The organism is Comamonas sp. AG1104, from assembly GCF_003350425.1.
Classification (GTDB): domain Bacteria; phylum Pseudomonadota; class Gammaproteobacteria; order Burkholderiales; family Burkholderiaceae_C; genus Comamonas; species Comamonas testosteroni.
On sequence record NZ_QQAS01000007.1, the window covers coordinates 104,202 to 128,589 of the forward strand.

Below are 24,388 nucleotides of genomic sequence, written 5' to 3' on the forward strand. Positions count from 1 at the left end.
TAAGTAGCCATGGCAAATCATCTCGATCTTGAAGAACAAGAGCAAATTGAGCAGCTCAAGCATTTCTGGAATTCCTGGGGAACTCTGATCACCAGCGTGCTGGTCGTGGTCTTTCTCGGACTGGCCGGCTGGAACGGCTGGCAGTACTGGCAAAAGCGTCAGGCGACCCAGGCCTCGGCCCTGGAGTTCGCTGTGGATGAAGCGCTGACGGCCAAGGATGCGGCGCGCGCCGATCTGGCTTTCAGTGAGCTCAAGGATAAGTACTCGGGCACGGCACAGGCCGCACAGACCGCTTTGCTGATGGCCAAGGCCTCGGTGGATGCCGGCAAGCTCGACGACGCCAAGGCTCAGCTGAGCTGGGTGGCCGACAAGGGCGATGAAAGCTTCAAGGCCCTCGCTCGCATTCGTCTGTCTTCAGTGCTGGAGCAGCAAAAAAGCTATGACGAAGGCCTGAAGGTGCTTGAGGCGGCCATGCCCGAGTCCTATGCCGGTCTGCAGGCTGATCGCCGTGGCGATCTGTATGTGGCGCTGGGCAAGCAAGCTGAGGCGGTTGCCCAGTACCAGGCTGCCTACAAGGCACTGGACAAGGATCTGGACTACCGCCATCTGGTGGAATTCAAGCTGAACGCGCTGGGCGTGGCTCCTGAAGCCGCAACCCTGGTCAAGACAACGCCGTCGGAGAAATAATCTTGAAGACTTTTGCCCATCAAGTGAAGTCCGCTGCCCCTGCAGCGCAATCCGCAGCCCGTGTGCTGGTGCTGACTGCTGTGGCCGCGTCGCTGGCTGCCTGCTCCATGTTTGGCGGCAAGGACAAGCCCAAGCCTCTGGACCTGGGGCCCAATCCCGGCAAGATAGCGGTGCATCAGGCTTGGTCTGCCAAGCTCGGCAGCGAAGTGCCTCTGGCCATGCCTGTGCTGGTGCAGGGCAATACGGTCACCATGGTCACCAAGGATGGCAGCGTGACCACGCTTGATGGCAATACCGGCAGCCAACTGGGCAAGTTCAGCGCGGGCGAGCCGCTGACCACTGGCGTGGGCAGCGACGGCCAGCGCACAGCGGTGGTTACACGCAGCAACCAGCTCATGGTGTTTGCCGAAGGCAAGCAGCTGTGGAAGAGCAATCTGACCGCAGCGGTCTATACGCCGCCTCTGGTGGCTGGCGGCCGCGTGTTCGTGATGGCGGCTGATCGTTCTCTGGCGGCCTTCGATGCCAATACGGGTCGTGAGCTGTGGTCGGTTGAAGGCCCCAGCAATGAACCGCTTATTTTGCGACAGCCAGGCGTTTTGCAGGCCGTTGGTAATAATCTGGTGGTAGGCGTGTCCGGACGTCTGGCGGGTGTTGATCCTGACAATGGCTCGGTGCGCTGGATGGCTCCTCTGGCCGCACCGCGCGGGACCAACGATGTGGAGCGACTGGTGGATCTGGTTGGTCCCGTCAGCCGTGTGAGCAGCAGTGTCTGCGCGCGTGCGTTCCAGGCCTCGGTGGGGTGCGTGGATGTGAGCACGGCCAATGTGCGCTGGACGCAGACCTCCAAGGGCAGCGATGGCGTGGCCGGTGACGAGCAGGCCGTGTTCGGCGCCGAAAGCAACGGCACGGTACAGGCATGGAATCGTGCAGACGGTCAGCGTCTGTGGTCCATCGACAAGCTGCAGTACCGCAGGCTGACGGCGCCTCTGGTGCTGGGCCGCTCCGTGGTGCTGGCCGATGATTTGGGGACAGTGCATATGCTCTCGCGTGAAGACGGCTCTGCACTGGCCCGTTTGGAAACTGACAAGGCAGGAGTTGCCACTTCCCCGGTTGTTGCCGCCAATACTCTGGTGGTCGTCAGCCGAAGCGGAACTGTGTATGGCTTCAAGCCGGATTGATAGGTTGTTTTTGGAATGAAGCCAGTTATTGCCCTGGTAGGGCGCCCCAATGTGGGCAAGTCGACGCTGTTCAATCGACTCACGAAGTCGAGGGATGCCATCGTCGCCGACTTTGCAGGGTTGACGCGTGACCGCCATTACGGCCAGGGCCGTCAGGGCAAGCATGAGTACATCGTTATCGATACGGGCGGCTTCGAGCCGGACGCATCGCGCGGCATCTTCAAGGAGATGGCCAAGCAGACGCAGCAAGCCGTGGCGGAAGCCGATGTCGTGATCTTCGTGCTGGATGCGCGTGCCGGTCTGTCCGGTCAGGATCACGAGATCGGCAACTACCTGCGCCGTCTGGGCAAGCCCACCATTCTGGTGGCCAACAAGGCTGAAGGCATGAAGGATGGTGCGCAGCTGTCCGAGTTCTATGAGCTGGGTCTTGGCGAGGTCGTGCCCGTGTCTGCAGCCCACGGTCAGGGTGTGCGCAGCCTGGTCGATGCAGCCCTGGGTCTGCTGAATCTGCCCGAGCCCGAAGAGGAAACTTTTGGCGAGGAAGACCAGAAGCCCGTTCGTCTGGCGGTGGCAGGTCGCCCCAATGCCGGCAAGTCCACACTGATCAATACCTGGCTGGGTGAAGAACGTCTGGTGGCTTTTGACATGCCAGGCACCACGCGCGATGCGATCACGGTGCCTTTCGAGCGCAATGGTCAGAAGTTCGAGCTGATCGACACTGCTGGTCTGCGCCGCAAGGGCAAGGTGTTCGAAGCCATCGAGAAATTCTCGGTGGTCAAGACACTGCAGGCCATCGAAGGCGCCAACGTCGTGCTGTTGCTGATCGATGCCACGCAAGGCGTGACCGACCAAGATGCCCATATCGCGGGCTATATCCTGGAGAGCGGCCGCTCGGTCGTGCTGGGCATCAACAAATGGGATGCCGTGGATGACTACCAGCGCCAGATGCTGGAGCGTTCCATCGAAACACGTCTGTCCTTCCTGAAGTTTGCGCCGCTGCACTTCATCTCGGCACAAAAGCGCCAGGGTCTCGAGCCGCTGTGGAAATCCATCATCCAGGCCCATCGTGCAGCCACCTGCAAGATGCCTACGCCGGTGCTGACGCGCATTCTGATGGAGTCGATCCAGTTCCAGACGCCCAAGAAGGTGGGAGCCTATCGTCCCAAGATGCGCTATGCCCACCAAGGCGGCATGAACCCGCCCATCATCGTGATCCATGGCAACTCGCTGGAGCTGGTCACCGATGCGTACAAGCGCTTTCTGGAAGGTCGTTTCCGCAAGGAGTTCAATCTTGTCGGTACCCCGTTGCGCATCGACTTGAAAACCTCCCATAATCCTTACGCCGACAAGGATTAATAGCTGTCTGCTGGTGCCTACGGGAAAACCCTTTTTGCTGTTTTTCCCGGGGCCTGTGGTAATGTGTCGGTTTACAACAACACTCTTCGAACACGGAGAATATCGTGAGCAATAAAGGTCAACTCCTCCAAGATCCGTTCCTGAACGCACTGCGTCGTGAACATGTGCCGGTCTCCATCTATCTGGTCAACGGCATCAAGCTGCAGGGCCAAATCGAGTCGTTCGACCAATATGTGGTGCTTCTGCGCAACACTGTGACCCAGATGGTTTACAAGCACGCCATCTCCACCATCGTTCCCGGTCGCGCCGTGAACTTCTCGGCCGCTACTCCGGCTGACAACGACGCCGCTGCAGCCTAAGCTTTCTTGCGTCAACGCCCGCCGGCTAGCCCGGCGCGGCTCTTACCCTACGGGACAGGTATTTGAGTTCTGAATCCTTTGAACGCTCCGCGTCTGCGCCAGTGCTGCTGGTGGGCGTGGATTTTGGTGTTCCCCATTTCGACGACGAGCTGGAAGAGCTGGGCCTGCTGGCACAGACCGCTGGCTTGCAACCCGTGGCGCGCTTGACCTGCAAGCGCAAAGCCCCCGATCCCGCGTTGTTCGTGGGCAGTGGCAAGGCGGATGAGATCCGCATGCTGGCCCAGATGCACGGCGCCAAGGAAGTCTGGTTTGACCAGGCCCTGAGTCCGGCGCAGCAGCGCAATCTGGAGCGCCACATCCAGATGCCGGTCAACGACCGGACCATGCTGATTCTGGAAATCTTCGCCCAGCGCGCACGCAGCCATGAAGGCAAGCTGCAGGTGGAGCTGGCTCGCCTGCAATACATCAGCACACGCCTTGTGCGCCGCTGGAGTCACCTGGAGCGTCAGGCCGGCGGTATCGGCGGCCGAGGCGGCCCGGGTGAAAAGCAGATCGAGCTGGATCGCCGCATGATTGACGATGCCATCAAGCGCACCAAGGAGCGCCTGAAAAAGGTCAAGAAGCAGCGTTCTACGCAGAGGCGTCAGCGCTCGCGTCGCGAAGTTTTCAATATTTCCCTGGTTGGCTATACCAATGCCGGCAAATCCACGCTGTTCAATGCCATGGTGAAGGCTCGCGCCTATGCCGCAGATCAGCTGTTTGCCACGTTGGATACCACCACCCGGCAGATGTATCTGGCGGAGGCCGAGGAATCGGTTTCCCTGTCCGATACCGTCGGTTTTATTCGTGACTTGCCGCACGGTCTGGTGGATGCTTTCCAGGCGACCTTGCAGGAGGCGATTGACGCCGATCTGCTGCTGCATGTCGTGGATGCATCGAATCCCGGATTCCCCGAACAAATACAACAAGTCCAAAAAGTTCTGGGTGAAATCGGGGCCGATGATGTGCCCCAGATTCTGGTTTTCAACAAGCTGGATGCCATTGAGCCCGAGCGTCAGCCTGCCATGCTGCAGGATATGTATGAGCTCGATGGCATGCCGGTGCCGCGTGTGTTTGTCAGTGCTCGCTCGGGGCAGGGGCTGGCGCAGCTGCGGCAGATGTTGGCTGACCGGGTTTTGCAGGTACGTGAAGAGGCGGCACGCGAAGAAGTCGAGGGGCAGGACGATACGTACTGGATGTCCCCTGATGACGACGCGCAATACTAGGGGCTTGCGTTCCTATTGGGCACAATGCTTGCCATGGTCCATGTCTTTTTGAAAACACAGAGACGTCTCGCATGAATTTTTCACAACGCGTCCATCGCCTGGCGGTGCTGCCGCAACGCATTCGCGGGATGTTCAATTTGAACGATCCGCGCTGGGGTCGTGGCGACAACAACAACGAAGATGGCTCCAAGCCGGACGGCTCGGCACCCGAAGGGGAGCGTCCTCCGATGCCGCCCGCACCCGAGCAGCGACCCCGTCCTTCCTCTCCTCAGCAAGGCCAGCCGCCTGATCTGGAAGAGGTGTGGCGTGATCTCAATCGCAAGCTTTCCGGCCTGTTCGGTGGAGGCTCCGGCAACGGCCGTGGTGCGCCACCCAGCCGCAGCGGCGGTCAACCTGGCGAGCCTTTCAACCCCGGCAAAGGAATTTTCCTGATTGCCGGCGTGGCCGTGCTGATCTGGCTGGGTACGGGCTTTTTCATCGTGCAGGAAGGCCAACAGGCCGTCATCACGCAGTTCGGAAAGTACAAGAGCACCGTGGGCGCGGGCTTCAACTGGCGCCTGCCTTATCCCGTTCAAAAGCATGAGCTGGTCTATGTTTCGCAGATTCGCTCGGCTGAGGTGGGCAGCGACAACATCGTGCGCAGCACGGGGCTGCGTGAATCGGCAATGCTCACCGAGGACGAGAACATCGTCGAGATCAAGTTTGCCGTGCAGTACCGCCTGAGCGATGCGCGAGCCTGGCTGTTCGAAAGCCGCAGTCCTTCCGAGGCCGTGATCCAGGTGGCAGAGTCCGCCGTGCGTGAAGTCGTCGGCAAGATGAAGATGGACGCAGCTCTGGCTGAGGAGCGTGACCAGATCGCGCCGCGAGTGCGCGATCTGATGCAGTCCATTCTGGATCGCTACAAGGTGGGCGTTGAAGTGGTGGGCATCAATATGCAGCAAGGCGGCGTGCGGCCGCCCGAGCAGGTGCAGGCCTCGTTTGACGATGTGCTCAAGGCTGGTCAGGAGCGTGAGCGTGCCAAGAATGAGGCCCAGGCTTATGCCAACGATGTGGTGCCCCGTGCTGCGGGTGCTGCGGCGCGTCTGGGTGAGGAGGCTGCAGCCTACAAGTCCAAGATCGTGGCCCAGGCCCAGGGTGATGCCGGACGCTTCAGTTCGCTGTATTCCGAGTACCAGAAGGCTCCTCAGGTCACACGCGACCGTCTCTACATCGATGCGATGCAGCAGGTCTACACCAGCGTGACCAAGGTTCTGGTGGAGTCGCGTCAGGGCTCCAATCTGCTGTATCTGCCTCTGGACAAGATCATGCAGAACGTGGGTGGCAGCTCCGCTGCTCCCGCTGCGTCGGGTGATGCAGCTGCCGGCGGCGCAGCTTCGGCTCCAGCCAACGTACGTGTAGTACCCAATCCCGCCGGTGATGCTCGCAGCCGCGATGCGCGCAGCCGTGACCGTGACGCACGCTAGGAGAGAATGCAGTGAATCGAATCGGATTTTTTGTCACCAGCATTCTCGTGGTGCTGGCCTTGCTGAGCTCGACCCTGTTTGTCGTGGATCAGCGTCAGTTCGGTGTGGTCTATGCGCTGGGTCAGATCAAGGAAGTGATCACCGAGCCCGGGCTTAACTTCAAGCTGCCGCCACCGCTGCAGAACGTGCGCTATATCGACAAGCGTCTGCTGACGCTCGACAGCACCGATACCGAGCCCATGCTCACGGCTGAAAAGCAGCGCGTGGTCATCGACTGGTATGTGCGCTGGCGCATCTCCGAGCCTTCGGAATACATCCGTAACGTGGGTCTGGATGAATCTGCCGGAGCCATGCAGCTCAACCGCGTGGTGCGCAATGCCTTTCAGGAAGAGATCAACCGCCGCACCGTGCGTGAGTTGCTGTCTTCCAAGCGTGAAACGCTGATGGCCGACGTCAAGCGTGAAGTGCTGGAAACCGTGCGCGGCTCCAAGCCCTGGGGTGTGGACATCGTCGATGTGCGCATCACTCGCGTGGACTATGCCGAGACCATCACCGAGTCCGTCTATCGCCGTATGGAGGCCGAACGCAAGCGCGTGGCCAACGAGCTGCGCTCCACAGGCGCGGCGGAGGGTGAAAAGATTCGCGCCGAGGCCGACCGTCAACGTGACATCACCATTGCCAATGCCTACCGCGATGCCCAGAAGATCAAGGGTGAGGGCGATGCTGAAGCAGCACGTGTCTACGCAGAGTCCTTTGGTAAGGATCCGCAGTTTGCGCAGTTCTATCGCAGTCTGGATGCTTACAAGGAGAGCTTCTCCAAGAAGAGCGATGTGCTGGTGCTCGATCCCTCGCAAAGCGACTTCTTCAAGGCTTATCGCAGTGGCGGCTCTGCTGGCAAATAAGCCCAGGCTTGCGCAAATTCGGATCAGGCATGGTGTTTTGCCGATAGCAATGCCTGTTGTGCATCCTTGTTTGCGCAAGTTCGGAAAGCTTTGACAGCGATACAAGCAATGGCCCCTTGAGGGCCATTGCCTATTGGGGGATGGCAATGGATTGGTGGGAGATCCTGGGGCTGGCGATTGCCATGCTGCTGGTGTTGGAGGGGCTGCTGCCCCTGTTCGCGCCCGGGCTGTGGCGCCAGCTGTTTGCCCAGCTGCTGCAACTCAGGGATGGGCAGCTGCGCTTTTGCGGATTGCTCTGTATCGCAGCAGGCGCCATCATGCTGATGCTGCTTTGAATACTGCCGATACTGGCTAGGCCTTAGCGGTCAAATTGGGCAGGGCTGGCAAAGCCGGTAGAATCGCATTTTTAACAGCCTCCCCATTTCTCCATGTCTGCTTGGGTCCTGCCGGATCACATTGCCGATGTTTTGCCCTCCGAGGCACGGCACATCGAAGAATTGCGTCGAGGATTGCTCGATACTGCGCGCAGCTATGGCTATGAACTTGTCATGCCACCCATGCTGGAGTATCTGGAGTCCTTGCTGACGGGTACAGGCGAAGCTCTTGCCCTTCAAACCTCCAAACTGATTGACCAGCTCTCCGGTCGAACCATGGGTCTGCGCGCCGACATGACGCAGCAGGTGGCCCGTATCGATGCGCATCTGCTCAATCGCAAGGGCGTGACCCGTCTGTGCTATTGCGGCCCCGTGGTCCATGCGCGCCCCGATCGTCCGCGTGCCACACGTGAGCCGTTCCAGTTCGGTGCCGAAATCTACGGTCATGAAGGCCTGGAAGCCGACCTCGAAGCCCTGCATCTGGCTCTGGACTGCCTCAAGGGCGCGGGCGTCAAGGACGTCATCGTGGACCTGGCCGATGTGCGCATCGTGCGCAGCCTGCTGGCCGGCGTGATGGTGGACGAGCAAGTGCTGCGAGGCGTTCATGCAGCCCTGGCTTCCAAGGATGCAACCGAGCTGGCCCAGCTGACCCGCGACTTCCCCGAAGCCTCGCGTGAAGGCCTGATGGCGCTGCTGCAGCTGTACGGCGGCATGGAAGTGCTCGATCAAGCTGAAGAGCTGCTGGAGCGCACTGCCGGCGTGCGCAATGTGCTGTCACATTTGCGCTGGCTGGTGCAGCATCTGGATGGCGTCAAGGTCAGCTTCGACCTGGCCGATCTGCGTGGCTACTCCTACTACAGCGGCACTCGCTTTGCGATCTATGTGCCCGGCGGCAGCGATGCCCTGGTGCGCGGTGGCCGTTACGACGAAGTCGGTGCAGTGTTCGGACGCAACCGTCCCGCTGCTGGCTTCAGTCTCGATATCAAACAACTGGTGGCTGTCGTGCCCGAGCGTCCGCTCAAGGCTGCCATCCGCGCTCCCTGGGGCGATGACGCGCAAGTGGCTGCTGCCATTGCCGCATTGCGCCAGCAGGGCGAGACGGTGGTCTGCGTGCTGCCTGGGCATGAAAGCGAAGTGGACGAGTTCCACTGCGACCGTGAGCTTGCCAATGTTGGCGGGCAATGGGTCGTGCAAGCCATTTAAGGCATTTGACTAATTCTTCGATTTATCGGATTGGAATATGAATACATCCAAAGGTCGCAATGTGGTCGTCGTCGGCACCCAGTGGGGTGATGAGGGCAAGGGCAAGCTGGTTGACTGGCTGACCGAAAGCGCCAACGGCGTCGTGCGTTTCCAGGGCGGCCACAACGCTGGTCACACACTGGTCATCAATGGCGTGAAGACGGCTCTGCACCTGATTCCCAGCGGCATCATGCGCCCCGGCGTGAAGTGCTATATCGGCAACGGTGTGGTGCTCTCCGTGGGCAAGCTGTTTGAAGAAATCGAAGGCCTGGAGAAGGCCGGCGTGCAAGTGCGTGAGCGCCTGCGCGTGTCCGAAGCCTGCCCGCTGATCCTGCCTTTCCACCAGGCACTGGACGTGGCCCGTGAAGCGGCCCGTGAAAAGGGTGGCGTGCAGAAGATCGGCACCACCGGCAAGGGCATCGGCCCTTCCTACGAAGACAAGATCGCCCGCCGCGCCCTGCGCGTGCAGGATCTGAAGCACCCCGAGCGCTTCGCCACCAAGCTGCGCGAGCTGCTGAGCCTGCACAACCACATTCTGGTGAATGTGCTGGGTTCCAAGAACTTCGACTTCGGCGCCGGCCTGGCTCCCTACATGAAGGACGGCGAAGTGCAATTCGACGCCGTGTATGAAGAAGCCATGCGTCATGCCGAGCTGATCAAGCCCATGATTGCCGATGTTTCGCGCGAGCTCAACGCTGTGCACGCCGAAGGCGGCAACCTGCTGTTCGAAGGCGCGCAAGGCACGCTGCTGGACGTGGATCACGGCACCTACCCCTATGTCACCTCGTCCAACTGCGTGGCCGGCAATGCCGCCGCAGGCGCCGGCGTGGGCCCAGGTCTGCTGCACTACATCCTGGGTATCACCAAGGCTTACTGCACCCGCGTGGGCGGCGGTCCCTTCCCCACCGAGCTGGAATGGGAAAAGGAAGGCACTCCCGGCTGGGTCATGTCCACCGTGGGCGCTGAGAAGGGCGTGACCACCGGCCGCTCGCGCCGCTGCGGCTGGTTCGATGCTGCGCTGCTCAAGCGTTCGGCCCAGATCAACGGTCTGTCCGGTCTGTGCATCACCAAGCTGGACGTGCTGGACGGCATCGAAGAGCTGCAACTGTGCGTGGGCTATGAGCTCGACGGCGAGAAGATCGATCTGCTGCCTCTGGGTGCGGACGATATCGAGCGCTGCAAGCCCATCTACGAATCCATCCCCGGCTGGACAGACTCCACCGTGGGTGTGACCGAGTACGACAAGCTGCCCGTGAATGCTCGCCGTTATCTGGACCGTATCGCTGAAGTGACTGGTGTGCCCATTGCCATGGTGTCCACCAGCCCCGACCGCGATCACACCATCCTGATGCACAACCCGTACAGCGCCGCCTGATCGGGCCGGGTTTTACTGAACTTTCAAAGGAACTGTGCCCATGCTGACAGAAGACGGTAAGCACCTGTATGTGAGCTACGACGAGTACCACGGTCTCATCGAAAAGCTCGCCATCAAGATCCACCAGTCCGGCTGGGAATTCGACACCATCCTGTGCCTGGCACGCGGTGGTCTGCGTCCCGGCGACATCCTGAGCCGCATTTTCGACAAGCCCCTGGCCATCATGTCCACCAGCTCCTACCGCGCCGAAGCCGGCACGGTGCAGGGCCATCTGGACATCGGCCGCTTCATCGCGACGCCCAAGGGCGACATTTCCGGCCGCGTGCTGCTGGTGGACGATCTGGCGGACTCGGGCGCCACGCTCAAGGCCGTGATCGCCATGCTCAAGACCAACTACGCACCCATTACGGAGCTGCGCAGCGCCGTGATCTGGACCAAGGGCGTGTCGACCTTCGAGCCTGACTATTCGGTGGACTTCCTGGCCACCAACCCCTGGATTCACCAGCCTTTCGAAGGCTATGACACGCTGAATCCCGAAAAGCTGGCGGAGAAGTGGAAGGTCTGAGGACCCGTCACCGACGTTGGCAAAGGAGCCCTTTTGGGGCTCCTTTTTTTATAGAGCAATGATGTTCATCAATAAATGAGCGTCATGTGCCTTTATTCCAACGGATTCAAGCTTTTTTAAAGCTGTACCGTAATAAAAACAGGAGCTAGCTGCTCCTGTTTTTGAATTGTTGTCATGATGCGGCCTGCGCCGATCAGGCAAGGTTGGCGTGGCATTTCAACAAGCTTTGTAAACCAGAAGGCTTGTGTTGGCAGCGGCTGCATTGACGCAGCTACACTGCATGGATTCTGAGAAGGTGGTGGTTGTGGGACGTCTTTCTATTGGGCGCACTGGCGCTGCTGTGGCATTGGTCGTGGGTGTGGGCGCTGCGGCGTGGTTGGGGGCTTCGGCATTGCCCGGTTTCAAGTCTGCCAAGGCAGCCGCACCGGCGGCCGCTGCCGCTTCTGCGGTTGCTCCTGCGGCCACGCCCGCAGCGCCGCCTGCAAGCAGCGCTGCGCCTGCGTCGCCTGCTGCCGTCAAGCCGGCACAGGCAGCGCGTGCCGTTCAAGGCCCCACGCCCATCTTTGTGCTGAACTCTCTGGATGCGTCCATCAGCGTGATCGATCCGCTCGGCTGGAAGGAGCAGTCGCGCATTCCCACGGGCAAGGAGCCTCATCACCTGTACCTGACGCCGGACGAGAGGTCGCTGGTGGTGGCCAATGCACTGGGCGATTCACTGACCCTGGTTGATCCGCGCACGGGTGCCGTGCAGCGTGTGATCCGCGATATCGTGGACCCGTACCATCTGCGCTTTTCGCCGGACATGAAGTGGTTCGTCACGGCAGCCAACCGCCTCAATCACATCGATTTTTACCGCTGGGATGCGGCCACGCAGACGCCGACCCTTGTCAAGCGTGTCTCCACCGGCAAGACGCCCAGCCATTTGTTCATCGACGCGCAGAGCAAGACGCTGTACTCCACCATGCAGGACAGCGATGCCCTGGTGGCCATCGATATCGCCACCCAGACCATCAAGGCTCGCGTGCCCACCGGCCCCATGCCTGCGGACGTCTACGGCAGCCCTGACGGCAAGAAGCTGTTTGTCGGCCTGACCGGCGGCGATGGCGTCGAGGTGTTCGACATCACCGGCGCTGAGCCCCGCAGCCTGGGCCAGATCAAGACGGCTGCCGGTGCACACGCCTTCCGCGCCGCTGGCGATGACCGCCATCTGTACGTGAGCAACCGCGTGGCCAATACCATCAGCAAGATCGATATGGTCAGCAGCCAGGTCGTAGCTAATTACCCGGCCCCTGGCGGCCCCGACTGCATGGATGTCTCGGCCGACGGCCGCTACATCTTCGTGGCCTCGCGCTGGGCACGCAAGCTGTCGGTGATCGACACGGTGGAGAAGAAGGTGGTCAATCAGGTCAATGTGGGCAAGTCGCCCCACGGGGTCTGGACGCTGTCCCACGCTGCGCGCTAAGGTGCTTGTCCCTGCTGCATCGAAGCGGCAGGTGCGGCTTGGTCTCCGTGTTGACCACCTCAAGGAGGGTGGATGCAAAGACGTTGTTTCATGCTCGGCTCGCTGGCCGGCGGCCTGTCTGCCGCACCTGCCTTCGCTGCCGAAACTTCAAAAAAGATAGCTTCAGGCACATGCTCCAAGGCGGTTTACCTGACCTTCGACACCGGGCATATGGGCATAGCCCAGTGGGTCGCCCAGGTTCTGCAAAAGCACAAGGTTCCCGTCACATTCTTTGCGGCCAATGAGGCCACGAAGGAGGGGGGCAGCAGTCTGGGCGACTTCTGGGTCCCCTGGTGGAAGGCCCGTGCCGACGAAGGTCACCAGCTCGCATCCCATACCTTTGACCATATGTACTGGCTGGCCGATATTCGTGACAAGGCCACGGGCCAGGTCACACATTTCAAGGTCAAGCCCTCGGCCGGACCCAGAGCCGGTCAGAGCTATGTGGTGTCTGCTGATGAATACCGCCAGGAGATTGCCCGCTCCGCTCAGCGGCTGGCGCAGATCACGGGCCGCAAGACCTTGCCGCTGTATCGTGCGCCCGGCGGCAAGACATCGCCCGCGCTGATTGCCGCAGCGCAGCAGGGCGGCTTTCAGCATGTGGGCTGGGCGCCGGCAGGCTTTCTGGGCGATGAGCTGCCCAGCGACAAATATCCGAATGAACGCTTGCTGGCCCAGGCACTCAAAAACATAGGCAGCGGCGATATCTTGCTGGCCCACCTCGGCATCTGGTCGCGCCAGGATCCCTGGGCTCCGGCGGTGCTGGAGCCGCTGATCGTCGGTCTGCTGGATAAGGGTTTTTGCTTTCGTACGCTGGCCGAGCATCCGGCGTATCAGGGCTGGATTGCGCAGCACCGCTGAGTGCTGCAAGAGGAGTGAGTTGTGGATTGGTTGGTTCAGATGTTTGGTGAGGCGCAGCAACGTCTGTTCGAAGGCGTGGTGCAGCCGTTTCTGTTTCATTTCGGCATGGCGAACCTGCTTGAAGATGGCTACACGGCCACCGGCTGGCTGTTGGTGGGGCTGCTGCAGATAGCGGTCATGGTCGCGGTGATCGTGCCGCTGCAGCGCTGGCGGCCGGTCGAGCCTGTGGTGGACCGCCAGGCGATTCGTGTGGACATCCTCTACACGCTGATTCACCGGCTGGGAATTTTCCGGCTGGCATTGTTCTTCACGATCGATCCCTTGTGGGATGCCCTCATGGGCAGGCTTCATGTTTGGGGCATGCCTGGCTTTCATCTAGACGATATCTGGCCGGGCGTGACGGACAATGCCTGGGTCAGTCTGTTGATGTATCTGGTCGTCTTCGATCTGGTCGAGTACTGGATTCATCGCGGTCAGCACGGTTTTACCTGGTGGTGGAAGCTGCATGCCGTGCACCACTCGCAGCGCCAGATGACGGTGTGGAGCGACAACCGCAATCACCTGCTCGACGACGTGATCCATGACGCCATCATCGTGCTGGTAGCACAGCTGATTGGCGTGGCTCCGGGGCAGTTCGTGGCCATCGTGGCCCTGACCCAGCTCAGCGAGAGCTTTCAGCATGCCAATGTGCGCATCTGGTTTGGCCAACTGGGCGAGCGCCTGTGGATCAGTCCGCGCTTTCACCGCCGTCATCACGCCATCGGTATCGGTCACGAACCCATGGCGCCTGTGCGCAACAAGAAGGTGCACGGCAATAACTTCGGCGTATTGTTGCCCTGGTGGGACATATTGTTTGGTACGGCCAACTTTGATCTGCGCTATGACCCCACTGGCATTCGCGATCAGGTGCAAGCGAATGCAAAAGGACAATTGCGCGACTATGGCCGTGGCTTCTGGGCGCAGCAGTGGCTGGCAGTCCTGCGATTGATGGGTCGCGCATAAGTCAATCCTTGAGTATGCTTGCCAGCATGAGCTTGCTACTCGACTCTTTTTGGCGTGCCCTGGCGTATTGCCTGCATAAGCGGGTCATTGTCTGGTCACTCTTGCCGCTTCTGGCCATGGCCTTGATGGCCTGGCTTTTGGGTTACTTCTTCTGGGCCGATGCGGTTCTCAAGGTGCAAAGCCTGCTGGACGGGGTTGGCTGGCTGCATTCCCTGTGGCTATGGCTGCAAGGGCTGGGCCTTGGGTATGCCTCGGAGGTGGTGGCTTCCATTTTTGTGGTGTTGGGAGCAATGCCGGTACTCGTGGTACTGGTATTGCTGCTGGTGGGCCTGTTCATGGCACCAGTGCTCACGCAACTGGTGGCCGAGAAGCGCTTTGTCGGGCTGGAGAAAAAGCATGGCGGCTCTACCGTGGCCAGCCTGGTCTGGTCGGGCGGCTCCACGCTGATTGCGCTGCTGGCCTTGTTTGTCACTTTGCCGCTATGGGTGTTCCCGCCGCTGATGCTGGTGGTGGCGCCCCTGATCTGGGGATGGCTCACCTACAGGGTCATGGCATTTGACGCCTTGTCCGAGCATGCCAGCAAGGATGAGCGCCGGGCCCTGTTTGCCCGTCACCGCATGTCGCTCATTCTGATGGGGGTGATCTGCGGCTATCTGGGCGCAGCACCCGGTGTGGTCTGGATTTCCGGGCTGCTGTTCCTGGCTGCTTTCTGGATTCTGGTTCCGATTGCGATCTGGATTTATGCGCTGGTGTTTGCCTTCTCTGCACTGTGGTTTGCCCACTTCTGTCTGGCGGCGCTGGAGCAGATGAGGGCGCAGACCCTGCCGAGTGCTGCCGACCCACAGGTCCCGTTTGCACCTGGTGCAGATGATTCGGATGGTGCAGCTTCGGTGGCTCGCTGAAAAGCGTCTGCAGCAGGTTGGATCAGGTGTCATGCACCAAAAACAATCCCATTTCAGAATTGCACCATCTTGGTGCAAGTAAATTCACCAAGATGGTGCAATTGTGCTGCGTGCTCTGGCAGTGCGACAATGCGCGTCTGTTTGGTGCAGTTTGCAGATGCAGCTCTGGTAAGTGCTTATGTCTTGTGCCGAATGTCTTTACACCAAGGCTCGGTTTCGGTGCGCAGATGTTGTTGTGAGGCGCCAAGGTCGAGTTGGCACGCAAACTGCTAGATACTATTCATTCTTTATTTGATCAGCCAAAGTTGGCAGGAGAGATCTAATGGCGAAGACCGTTGCAGACGTGATGCAGATGGTGCAGGATAACGAGGTCAAGTTCGTGGACCTGCGCTTTACCGATACCCGCGGCAAGGAACAGCACGTGACCGTGCCCGTGTCGCACTTCGACGAGGACAAGTTCACCTCGGGCCATGCTTTCGACGGTTCTTCCGTTGCCGGCTGGAAGGGTATCGAAGCCTCGGACATGCAGCTGGTTCCCGATCCCAACACTGCCAATATCGATCCCTTCTTCGAAGAAACCACACTGATTCTGCAGTGCGATGTGATCGAACCCGGTGATGGCAAGGCCTATGATCGCGATCCCCGCTCCATCGCCAAGCGTGCCGAAGCCTACCTGAAGGCCTCCGGCCTGGGCGATACCGCTTACTTCGGTCCCGAACCCGAATTCTTCATCTTCGACGGCGTGCGTTGGGGCACGGAGCCTCACAACCCCTTCTTCGAAATCGAAGAATACGAGGCTCCCTGGAACACCGGCACCAAGTTCGAGACCGGTAACCGTGGTCACCGTCCTCGCGTCAAGGGTGGCTACTTCCCCGTGCCTCCCGTTGACAGCACCCAGGACATGCGTGCAGAGATGTCGCTGCTGCTGGAAGCGGTCGGTATTCCCGTCGAAGTGTTCCACCATGAAGTGGCTGGTGCCGGTCAGAACGAAATCGGCACACGCTTCTCGACCCTGGTCGAGCGTGCCGACTGGACACAGCTGCAGAAGTACATCATCTGGAACGTGGCCAACACCTACGGCAAGACGGCAACCTTCATGCCCAAGCCCTACGCTGGCGATAACGGCTCCGGCATGCACGTGCACCAGTCCGTGTGGAAGGATGGCAAGAACCTGTTCGCCGGCGACGGCTATGCCGGTCTGTCCGACTTCGCCCTGTACTACATTGGCGGCATCATCAAGCACGCTCGTGCGCTGAATGCCATCACCAACCCCGGCACCAACAGCTACAAGCGTCTGGTTCCCGGCTTCGAAGCGCCCGTGAAGCTGGCTTACTCGGCCAAGAACCGCTCGGCCTCCATCCGTATTCCTTACGTCAGCAACCCCAAGGCTCGCCGCGTGGAAGCCCGCTTCCCCGATCCTCTGATGAACCCCTACCTGGGTTTCGCAGCTCTGCTGATGGCCGGCCTGGACGGCGTGGAAAACAAGATCCATCCCGGCGAAGCCGCGACCAAGGATCTCTACCACCTGCCTCCCGAGGAAGACAAGCTGGTGCCTACCGTCTGCCACAGCCTGGATCAGGCTCTGGAAGCTCTGGACGCCGACCGTGCGTTCCTGACCAAGGGCGGTGTGTTCTCCGACAGCATGCTGGATGCCTACATCGAGCTGAAGATGGGCGAAGTGACTCGCTATCGCCAGTCGGTGCACCCTGTCGAATACGATATGTACTTCTCGCTGTAAAGCAGAGGTCAAAAAAGGCGGCGCAAGCCGCCTTTTTTATTGAGCGCCCGCTACGGCGGGCGTGGGAGCAAAGGAACCAAACGGGTTGGTGGCGGTCAAGTAGTCAATAAAAGCCGCAGGCTTGGAGCGATACTCAGGGTATTGCGGACTTGCGGCCGCCGTCTGCCTGAGAGGACCGAATGAAGAAGTTTTATGTGTTGTCGTTGCTGTGTCTTGCATCCGGGCTGGTTTCTGCCCAGGATGTGATCTACCGCTGCGGCAATGAGTACACCAACAATGTTTCGCAGGCCAAGGCCAAAGGGTGCAAGCCGGTCGATGGCAGTGGCGTGACGGTGATTCACGGCACCAGACCCTCGGGTAGCAATGCCGCAGCGGCACCGGCCAAGCCCAAGCCGGCAAGTGGCTCTGCATCGAGCGCACCGGCCCCGGCCCGCAGCGACAGTGCCGCTCAGAAAGCGCGTGACTCCGATGCGCGAGCCATCCTGCAAGGCGAGCTGAACAAGGCCCAGGCCAGACTGGCCGAGCTGAAGGCAGAGTACAACGGTGGCAACCCCGTGCGTACGGCGCTGGAGTTGCGCAATCCTCAGGGCTACCCGGAGCGGGTGGCCAAGCTGAAAGCCGATATCACACGCCAGGAAAGTGATATCGCAGGCATCAAGCGAGAGCTGGACCGGCTGCCTGCGGTCAATTAATCCGCCCCCTGGGGCTGGTCATTTTTGGTCTATCGCATGAGTTCCACTGCAGCCCCGCTCCCTGATATCTCCAGGCCTGATACGGATCAGGCCAATGCTCACGGCTACCAATCGCTGGACTGGCTTTGCACCTTGATTGCCGTGCTTGACGAGTACGGCATGGTGCGCTTTGTCAATGCGGCGCTGGAAAACGCCCTGGGTCAGTCGCGCCGCATCATGGTGGGCAGTGACTTCGCTACCTGCTTTGCCGAGCCTGCCTTGCTGGACAAGGCGCTCAGCGGCGCCCGTTCCAACGACTTTGCTGCGCTGCGCTTCGAGGCCAGCCTGCTGCGCCTGGGGCAGGAGCCCTTGCCGATTCACGCGGCCGTTTCGCTGGCCGAGAAGGCCGGCCATGTCATGGTGGAGATGTGGCCGTTGGAGCAGCAGGCCCGTCAGGACCGCGAGGAACGCATCCGAGAGCAGGCGCTGGCGAACAAGGAGCTGATTCGCAATCTGGCGCACGAGATCAAGAATCCGCTGGGCGGCATCCGCGGCGCAGCCCAGCTGCTGCAGATGGATCTGGTCACGCCCGAGCTGCTGGAATACACCACGGTCATCATTCACGAGGCCGATCGCCTGCAGGCGCTGGTGGACAGGTTGCTGGCCCCGCATCGCCACCCGCATGAGGTGGGCGACGTCAACATCCACGAGGTCTGCGAGCGCGTGCGTTCGCTGGTGCTGGTCGAGCACCCCCAGGGACTCAAGATCACGCGTGACTATGACATCTCCATTCCCGAGTTCAGAGGCGACAGCGCACAGCTGATACAGGCACTGCTCAATATCGTTCAGAACGCGGCCCAGGCGCTGGGGCGGCGCATTGCAGAGGGCGATGCCGAGATCATTCTGAGGACGCGTGTGGCCAGACAGGTCACTCTGGGGCGCGAGCGCTACAGATTGGCACTGGAATTGCATGTAATCGACAACGGGTCAGGCGTGCCAGATGCCATCAAGGAACGGATTTTCTATCCTTTGGTCTCGGGCAGAGACGGCGGATCCGGCCTGGGGTTGACGCTGGCTCAGACCTTTGTGCAGCGTCACCATGGCCTGATCGAATGCGAGAGCCAGCCGGGGAGGACGGATTTCCGAATCCTGATACCGCTGCCATAAAGCCTGACATTATCAATATGCAGAAGAAGGGAAGGATGTTGCACGAATGAAGCCAATCTGGATTGTGGACGACGACCCTTCCATCCGCTTTGTGCTTGAAAAAGCATTGGGGCGTGAAGGCTGGCCCATTCGCAGCTTTACCCAGCCGCGCGATGTGCTCAAGGCCCTGGCTGATGTGGACAACAGCGATCCCGAGCGTCAGGCTCCACAGGTGCTGGTCAGCGATATACGCATGCCTGGCGGCTCGGGCCTTGAGCTGCTGGAGCAGGTCAGGGCGCAGCAGCCCGGGCTGCCGATGATCATCATGACGGCCTATTCCGATCTGGACAGTGCAGTCTCGGCATTCCAGCGTGGGGCTTTCGAGTATCTGCCCAAGCCATTTGATGTACCCAAGGCCGTGGAGCTGATCCGGCGCGCTGTGGAGGAAAGCCAGCGCGAGGAGGTGGCCGATGTGCAGGCACCGGTGCAGGCGGAAATGCTGGGCCAGGCACCTGCCATGCAGGACGTGTTTCGTGCCATCGGCAGACTGAGCCAGAGTCATGTCACGGTGCTGATCACCGGGGAGTCCGGTGCCGGCAAGGAGCTGGTGGCACGAGCGCTGCACAAGCATTCTCCCGTTGCTGGTGGACCGTTTGTGGCCATCAATACCGCCGCCATTCCGAAAGACCTGCTGGAGTCCGAACTGTTCGGTCACGAGCGCGGCGCCTTTACCGGCGCGCAGACCCAGCGCAGGGGGCGTTTCGAGCAGGCCGAAGGCGGTACGCTGTTTCTCGATGAAATTGGCGACATGCCGTTCGAGCTGCAGACGCGTCTGCTGCGGGTGCTCTCCGACGGTCATTTCTACCGGGTTGGCGGACATCAGGCCGTCAAGGCCCATGTTCGCGTGATTGCCGCGACCCACCAGGATCTGGAGCTGCGCGTCAAGGACGGCGCTTTCCGCGAGGACTTGTTCCATCGTCTGAATGTGATCCGTCTGCGCCTGCCCGCGCTGCGCGAGCGCAAGGAGGACGTGCCCATGCTGACCCAGCATTTCCTGCAGCAAAGCGCGCGTCAGCTGGGGGTGGAGCCCAAGCGCATGAGCACGGCCGCCATGAGCCGTCTGCAGGCCTTCAACTTTCCGGGCAATGTGCGCCAGCTGGAAAACATCTGTCACTGGTTGACCGTCATGGCGCCGGCCCAGCAGATTGCACTCAAGGACTTGCCGCCCGAAGTGCTGGGCAGCCCTGCATCGGTGAACACGGCAGTCTTTGCCGGCGCATTGAGCAGTGGTGTGGGCCTGGACCAGTCCAGGGCAAACCTGCCTGAGGCGGCGGCCATGTCCGTGCCAGGCGCTGCGGCAACGCCGTTGGCCGAAGCTCCGGCATTGACCGAGGGCTGGCTGCAAGGGCTTGGCAAGCAGGCTGAGGAACTGTTGTCGCAGGGCCACCACGATGTATGGGATCAGCTGTCCCATCAGTTCGAGGCGCAGTTGCTGCGAACGGCTCTGGCCGCCACGCATGGCCGCAGAGTGGAGGCTGCCAGCCGACTGGGGATTGGTCGCAACACCATTACCCGAAAGCTGCAGGAGCTGGGGCTGGAAAACGAGAATTTCGACTGAAACAGTGCAGTGGCCACTCGCTCTCGCGGTGAGAATTATCCGTCCTACATGGTGCAATCACGGTTGACGACATGAGGCAGATGGCGCAGGGATAACAATCAACAGGCCTTTTGTTGATTGGACTGTTTGCGTTGTCTGCCTTGCCTTTATCCATCTCTTTCCCGCCTGCACCGGGGTCTTTCCCGCAGGATGCGAGCGCCTTGTCGCCGTTGCTGCAGATGCCGGAGGCCGAGGAGGCCTTCTGGCACGAGCGCTATACGTGCGAGCCTTACTTCGTTCCGGGGCGTGGCTTTGACCAGTATTACCCCGCCTATCTGCTGGGCTGGCAGGCCGGCAGATATCGGGCTCGGCAGACGGCTTCGGGGGGGAGAAGGAGTTTCGAATCCCTGGAGGCCGAGTTGCGCCAGCAGTGGTCGCTGCATTGCGGGGGCAGTCTGCTGGACTGGTCTCAGGTCAGAGCAGCCGTCAAGGCAGCCTGGCGCCGCGCGATTGTTTCACCCGCGTCCAAGCCTTGCGCGGAGGCCGTATTGGGCCAGATGGCGAAGAACAGTCTTGCTCTGGCGTTACAGGCAGGACTGCGCTTTGCGCAAAGCTCCAGGCTGTTTCTGACGACCGCGGACTCCAGCATGGCTGTCGATGCCCTGCGCCGTTTCTCGCAGGATTCACGCAAGCTGGTTTCCGAGCTGGAGGAGCTGCTTGATGGTGTTGCGGCGGCCCCGCTATCCATGGCCTTGGATGAGGGCGGTCTGCTGCAGCGAGTGCGCAAGACCTGGCTCGACTACCTGGGAGAGGCGGCGGCCGAGACCTGGCTGGATGTGCTGCGTCGCTTGCAGACCTGGCTGGAGCGCACCGAGCACACTGTTCAGCTGGATTTGCCGGTCAAAGTCGCCAAGCTGCTCAAGCGCCATGTGATGCTGCTGCGCGGCCAGTTGCAGGCCTTGCAGTGGCTCAGCCACGGCGCGGCCTGAGCCGTCCGGCTTCACTCAGTCCAGTGTGACAACCACGGGGGCGTGGTCGCTGGGCTGCTTGTTCTTGCGCGGAGCGCGGTCCACGCTGCAGGCGCTGACCTTGCTCTTGAGAGCCTCGCTGACCAGAATGTGGTCGATGCGCAGGCCGCGATTCTTCTGAAAGCCCAGCATGCGGTAATCCCACCAGGAGTAGCTTTTCTCCGGTTGCTCGAACATGCGGAAGGCATCGCTCAGGCCCAGTTGCAGCAGACGCTGGAAATGCTCGCGCTCTTGCACCGTGTGGTGGATCGTGTCCTTGAGGCCGACGGGGTCGTAGGAGTCGCGATCTTCGGGAGCCACGTTGAAGTCCCCCACCAGCACCAGGCGCGGATGCTGGGCCATCTGGTTCTGGATCCAATCGTGCAGTGCCTGCAACCAGCGCATCTTGTAGGCAAATTTTTCCGAGCCAGGTTCCTGGCCGTTGACGAAGTAGCCGTTGATCAGACGAATCTCGCCGTTTGGCGAGTCTATGGTCGTGGCAATGATGCGGGCCTGTTCGTCGTCAAGCCCCGGAATGTTGCGCACCACATCACGGCCCGTCTCGCGCGTGATCCAGGCCACGCCGTTATAGGTCTTCTGGCCGTGGCTGACGGCCTTGTAGCCGGCTTCCTCGAACGCCATGTGCGGGAACTTGTCATCGGTGAGCTTGAGCTCCTGCAGTCCCAGTGCATCGACGGGGTTGGCGGCAAGCCAGTCCAGTACCTGCGGCAGCCGTACGGACAGTGAGTTCACATTCCAGGTGGCAATTTTCATCTTCTTGAACTTTCCTTATTTCATGCGGGTTCCAAGGGGGCGGCTGCCGGTAAAAGGCCTCCAGCTACCAGCCTGGCTACCCAAACAGAGCCCTTGGCGGGCATCTTTCTCGCAGTGGCTGACAGCATAGCAAGCCTGGCCTTCTCTGAAGCCGGCAAGGCTGTGTGTCACGATCCATTCAGTGGCGGCCCCTGGCATTTGCGTCTTTGAAGCCCCATGCGCATGGGCCGGCGTGCAGGGGTTTGCTACATTGAGCCCATGAAACATGCTTCAAGCCTGGCAGGGATGATGATCGTCGTGGCGGCAGTCAGCGGCTGCGCGCAATCGGTTTCCGTCAATTTTGGCAATCCTTCTGAGGCCAACTGCAAGAAACAGGGCGGCGTGCTGCGCACCGAGAAGGGGGCGGATGCTGATCGAAATACCTGCGTGCTGCCTGACGGCTCTGCTTTTGAGGAGTGGGTGCAGCACGCGCGGCAGTCGCCCGCGAAATAGGTCTAGGCCCAGGCCTGGATTCAGGCAGTGGCAAGGCGCTGCTCAGGCCGCAGCTGTCTTGATGCCGCGAGGGCCGGCAGGCGTGGAGGATGGCTTCAATCGCGCAGCGCCACGGAGTGCTCGAAATTTTCCGATATGGCCTGTGTGCCGTCGTCAAAGACCAGTACGCGCTCGGGCCAGCGCATGGCGGCGAGCTTGCTGCGCTGCACGGGGTTGTGGCCGCGCAGGCGGTCCAGCCAGCGCGCTCCTACCGAATAGTCCACACAGAACACATTGCCGCGCAGGCCGTGCCATGAAAGCGGGGGCGTTGCGCCAAACAGGTTTTCAAACTGCGAGCCATGCGCCGGGGCGTCGGCCGGACGCAGGCGGCGCCAGTAGTGGCCGACGATGACGGCGGGCGCTTCTTCATATTCATTCCACCAGCCCACGCGTTCGACAAAACGCCATTTGCCGCCTGCGTAAAAGGGGTTGCGGCATTCGCGCTCCACGCCGGCCGTCAGCACCTTCAGAGGGTTGACCATGGCCTTGTTGAGTTCGTTTTCGCTATGGGCCGGCAGAAACGGCGGCTCATGGCGATAGTCTTCGAGGCTGTAAGGCCAGCTCTGCTCTTCCTGGCGCATGCGCTCGGCCACGCATTGGGCGATGGACTGTTCTTCGGCAATCGTCTCGAAGTGGTCGTAGGCGGCGCGTGCGCTGCCGCTGGGCAGCTGGCGAATCATGGCGATCTGTTCGGGTCGCCAGGCGGCATGAACAATGCGCAGATCCTCGCGCTCCAGCGCAATCGGCAATTGGCCGAGCTGCTCGAGCATGGCGGGAATCTGCTCGGCCGGCATGCGCGCGAAAGGCGCGTACTTGGGCTGATCGGAGTCGATGCGGCTGTCGAAGAACCAGCCCGATCCATCCTTGGCATCTTCGCGCAGCAGATTGATTTCGTGGTTGCCCAGCACCGCATGGGCCGTGCCCGAGGCCAGCATGGCGCCGACCAGCGCGAGCACCGAAGGGCTGTCCGGTCCGCGGTCGCAGAAGTCGCCGACAAACACCAGTCGCCGCCCTTCAGGGTGATGGCCCTGCAGGTCATAACCCAGGTGACCCAGCAATTGCACCAGCGCGGCGTATTCGCCATGGATATCGCCAACGATATCGAGGGCGCCAGGAGGCAGGGGCTGGACTAGGCTCATGATGAAAGGGCGATAGGCTTGCGGGGGTGGAGGGCTCAGGCTGCAGCAGGCTGCCTTGCCATTGTCATACGGCAGTCATGCAGTGAAGCTGACAATTGTTGCAATGCAACACCGCGAGGGCAAGAGAGTTTTGTCTCATGCCGGACTGCCGGCCGATGCCGATGCGATACCGCATGGCATGAGCCCGGAGCAAGGGTCAGCCCTGGCGCTCGAAGCGCACAAAGCTGTAGGGCAGGCCATTGGCAGAGACATGCTCGCTGCGGCTCACGGCCTGCCACTGCTTGCCCAGTTCGGGGGCAAAGGCATCGCCTTCGAAGTCGCGGCCGATTTCGGTCACTTCCACGGCATCGGCCAGCGGCAGGGCCTGGGCATAGATCTGCGCGCCGCCGATGACCCAGACGTCTTGCGAGAGCTTGCGACCCAGCTCCAGTGCTTCGGGCAGGCTGGCGGCGCGCAGGATCTGTTCGGATGCCGGCTCGGCTTGCCAGTCGGCCTGGCGAGTGACGACGATATTGCTGCGGCCCGGCAGGGGGCGGAAGCGCACAGGCAGCGAGTCCCAGGTCTTGCGGCCCATGATGACGGCGCAGCCCCGGGTCAGCTCCTTGAAGTGCGCCATGTCTTCCGGCAGGTGCCAGGGCATGGTGTTGTCCTTGCCGATGACGCCGTTGGCTGCGCGAGCGTAGATGAGTTGAATGGCCATAGCTATCAATAAAGAAGCTGCTGGCGCCTGTCAGTTATGGATTTCAGGTATGA

24 protein-coding genes are annotated in these 24,388 nt (G+C 60.9%); 21 read left to right on the plus strand and 3 right to left on the minus strand.

The window, feature by feature from the left end:
- Positions 1-9: 9 nt before the first annotated feature.
- The 20 genes from DFO48_RS19705 (at position 10) to DFO48_RS19800 (ending at position 21,173) form a co-directional block, all read left to right on the plus strand.
- Positions 10-687, plus strand: a complete 678-nt coding sequence (locus DFO48_RS19705) for a tetratricopeptide repeat protein (protein WP_003077545.1) — start codon at positions 10-12, stop codon at positions 685-687.
- 2 nt (positions 688-689) lie between these two features.
- Positions 690-1,865 (plus strand): outer membrane protein assembly factor BamB, encoded by a 1,176-nt coding sequence (bamB, locus tag DFO48_RS19710; protein WP_114864527.1) that lies wholly within the window; start codon positions 690-692, stop codon positions 1,863-1,865.
- Between the two features lie 15 nt (positions 1,866-1,880).
- On the plus strand, positions 1,881-3,221 hold the full coding sequence (gene der, locus DFO48_RS19715; RefSeq protein ID WP_003077541.1) for a ribosome biogenesis GTPase Der: 1,341 nt from the start codon (positions 1,881-1,883) through the stop codon (positions 3,219-3,221).
- Between the two features lie 104 nt (positions 3,222-3,325).
- Positions 3,326-3,580, plus strand: coding sequence for an RNA chaperone Hfq (hfq, locus tag DFO48_RS19720; RefSeq protein WP_012839170.1), 255 nt, complete (start codon positions 3,326-3,328; stop codon positions 3,578-3,580).
- Positions 3,581-3,681: 101 nt separating this feature from the next.
- Entirely contained in the window at positions 3,682-4,845 is a 1,164-nt protein-coding gene (gene hflX / locus DFO48_RS19725) for a GTPase HflX (RefSeq protein WP_003077539.1), read from the plus strand.
- Positions 4,846-4,916: 71 nt separating this feature from the next.
- Positions 4,917-6,308: an FtsH protease activity modulator HflK gene (gene hflK, locus DFO48_RS19730; RefSeq protein WP_003077537.1), complete on the plus strand. Its 1,392-nt coding sequence runs from the start codon at positions 4,917-4,919 to the stop codon at positions 6,306-6,308.
- A gap of 11 nt (positions 6,309-6,319) precedes the next feature.
- Positions 6,320-7,210 (plus strand): protease modulator HflC, encoded by an 891-nt coding sequence (gene hflC / locus DFO48_RS19735; RefSeq protein ID WP_003077535.1) that lies wholly within the window; start codon positions 6,320-6,322, stop codon positions 7,208-7,210.
- A 146-nt stretch (positions 7,211-7,356) separates the two neighbouring features.
- Positions 7,357-7,545 carry a DUF2065 family protein gene (locus DFO48_RS19740; protein WP_034349243.1) on the plus strand — a complete coding sequence of 63 codons (189 nt, stop codon included), beginning with the start codon at positions 7,357-7,359 and terminating at the stop codon, positions 7,543-7,545.
- Positions 7,546-7,638: 93 nt separating this feature from the next.
- Positions 7,639-8,787 (plus strand): ATP phosphoribosyltransferase regulatory subunit, encoded by a 1,149-nt coding sequence (locus tag DFO48_RS19745; RefSeq protein WP_114864528.1) that lies wholly within the window; start codon positions 7,639-7,641, stop codon positions 8,785-8,787.
- Positions 8,788-8,824: 37 nt separating this feature from the next.
- Positions 8,825-10,201, plus strand: a complete 1,377-nt coding sequence (locus DFO48_RS19750; RefSeq protein ID WP_003063796.1) for an adenylosuccinate synthase — start codon at positions 8,825-8,827, stop codon at positions 10,199-10,201.
- 40 nt (positions 10,202-10,241) lie between these two features.
- Positions 10,242-10,766, plus strand: a complete 525-nt coding sequence (locus DFO48_RS19755; RefSeq protein WP_003063794.1) for a phosphoribosyltransferase — start codon at positions 10,242-10,244, stop codon at positions 10,764-10,766.
- A 280-nt stretch (positions 10,767-11,046) separates the two neighbouring features.
- Complete coding sequence (locus DFO48_RS19760) at positions 11,047-12,228, plus strand: YncE family protein (protein ID WP_114864529.1); 1,182 nt, start codon at positions 11,047-11,049, stop codon at positions 12,226-12,228.
- A gap of 72 nt (positions 12,229-12,300) precedes the next feature.
- The gene (locus DFO48_RS19765; RefSeq protein WP_114864530.1) at positions 12,301-13,128 is read left to right on the plus strand and encodes a polysaccharide deacetylase family protein; all 828 of its coding nucleotides are present in this window, start codon (positions 12,301-12,303) and stop codon (positions 13,126-13,128) included.
- Between the two features lie 21 nt (positions 13,129-13,149).
- Positions 13,150-14,130 (plus strand): sterol desaturase family protein, encoded by a 981-nt coding sequence (locus DFO48_RS19770; protein WP_003077523.1) that lies wholly within the window; start codon positions 13,150-13,152, stop codon positions 14,128-14,130.
- Between the two features lie 14 nt (positions 14,131-14,144).
- Positions 14,145-15,032: an EI24 domain-containing protein gene (locus DFO48_RS19775; RefSeq protein ID WP_114864531.1), complete on the plus strand. Its 888-nt coding sequence runs from the start codon at positions 14,145-14,147 to the stop codon at positions 15,030-15,032.
- A 322-nt stretch (positions 15,033-15,354) separates the two neighbouring features.
- Positions 15,355-16,770 carry a type I glutamate--ammonia ligase gene (gene glnA / locus DFO48_RS19780; RefSeq protein ID WP_003077519.1) on the plus strand — a complete coding sequence of 472 codons (1,416 nt, stop codon included), beginning with the start codon at positions 15,355-15,357 and terminating at the stop codon, positions 16,768-16,770.
- Between the two features lie 179 nt (positions 16,771-16,949).
- On the plus strand, positions 16,950-17,462 hold the full coding sequence (locus DFO48_RS19785) for a hypothetical protein (protein ID WP_114864532.1): 513 nt from the start codon (positions 16,950-16,952) through the stop codon (positions 17,460-17,462).
- Between the two features lie 36 nt (positions 17,463-17,498).
- Positions 17,499-18,608, plus strand: coding sequence for a nitrogen regulation protein NR(II) (gene glnL, locus DFO48_RS19790; protein WP_171832532.1), 1,110 nt, complete (start codon positions 17,499-17,501; stop codon positions 18,606-18,608).
- A 46-nt stretch (positions 18,609-18,654) separates the two neighbouring features.
- Positions 18,655-20,205 (plus strand): nitrogen regulation protein NR(I), encoded by a 1,551-nt coding sequence (gene ntrC / locus DFO48_RS19795; protein WP_003077513.1) that lies wholly within the window; start codon positions 18,655-18,657, stop codon positions 20,203-20,205.
- 200 nt (positions 20,206-20,405) lie between these two features.
- Positions 20,406-21,173 carry a hypothetical protein gene (locus tag DFO48_RS19800; RefSeq protein WP_233506473.1) on the plus strand — a complete coding sequence of 256 codons (768 nt, stop codon included), beginning with the start codon at positions 20,406-20,408 and terminating at the stop codon, positions 21,171-21,173.
- A gap of 15 nt (positions 21,174-21,188) precedes the next feature.
- On the opposite strand, the gene xth is transcribed toward DFO48_RS19800, so the two are convergent.
- Positions 21,189-21,965 carry an exodeoxyribonuclease III gene (xth, locus tag DFO48_RS19805; RefSeq protein WP_114864534.1) on the minus strand — a complete coding sequence of 259 codons (777 nt, stop codon included), beginning with the start codon at positions 21,963-21,965 and terminating at the stop codon, positions 21,189-21,191.
- 258 nt (positions 21,966-22,223) lie between these two features.
- Between xth and DFO48_RS19810 the strand changes: the two genes are divergently transcribed.
- Entirely contained in the window at positions 22,224-22,457 is a 234-nt protein-coding gene (locus DFO48_RS19810; protein ID WP_233506474.1) for a DUF333 domain-containing protein, read from the plus strand.
- Positions 22,458-22,552: 95 nt separating this feature from the next.
- Here DFO48_RS19810 and DFO48_RS19815 read toward each other — a convergent pair whose 3' ends face one another.
- Both DFO48_RS19815 and DFO48_RS19820 read right to left on the minus strand, forming a co-directional pair.
- Positions 22,553-23,635 (minus strand): metallophosphoesterase, encoded by a 1,083-nt coding sequence (locus DFO48_RS19815; protein ID WP_003077505.1) that lies wholly within the window; start codon positions 23,633-23,635, stop codon positions 22,553-22,555.
- Between the two features lie 196 nt (positions 23,636-23,831).
- A complete protein-coding gene (locus DFO48_RS19820; protein WP_114864535.1) occupies positions 23,832-24,335 on the minus strand; it encodes a dihydrofolate reductase in 504 nt (167 codons plus the stop codon).
- Positions 24,336-24,388: the final 53 nt, after the last annotated feature.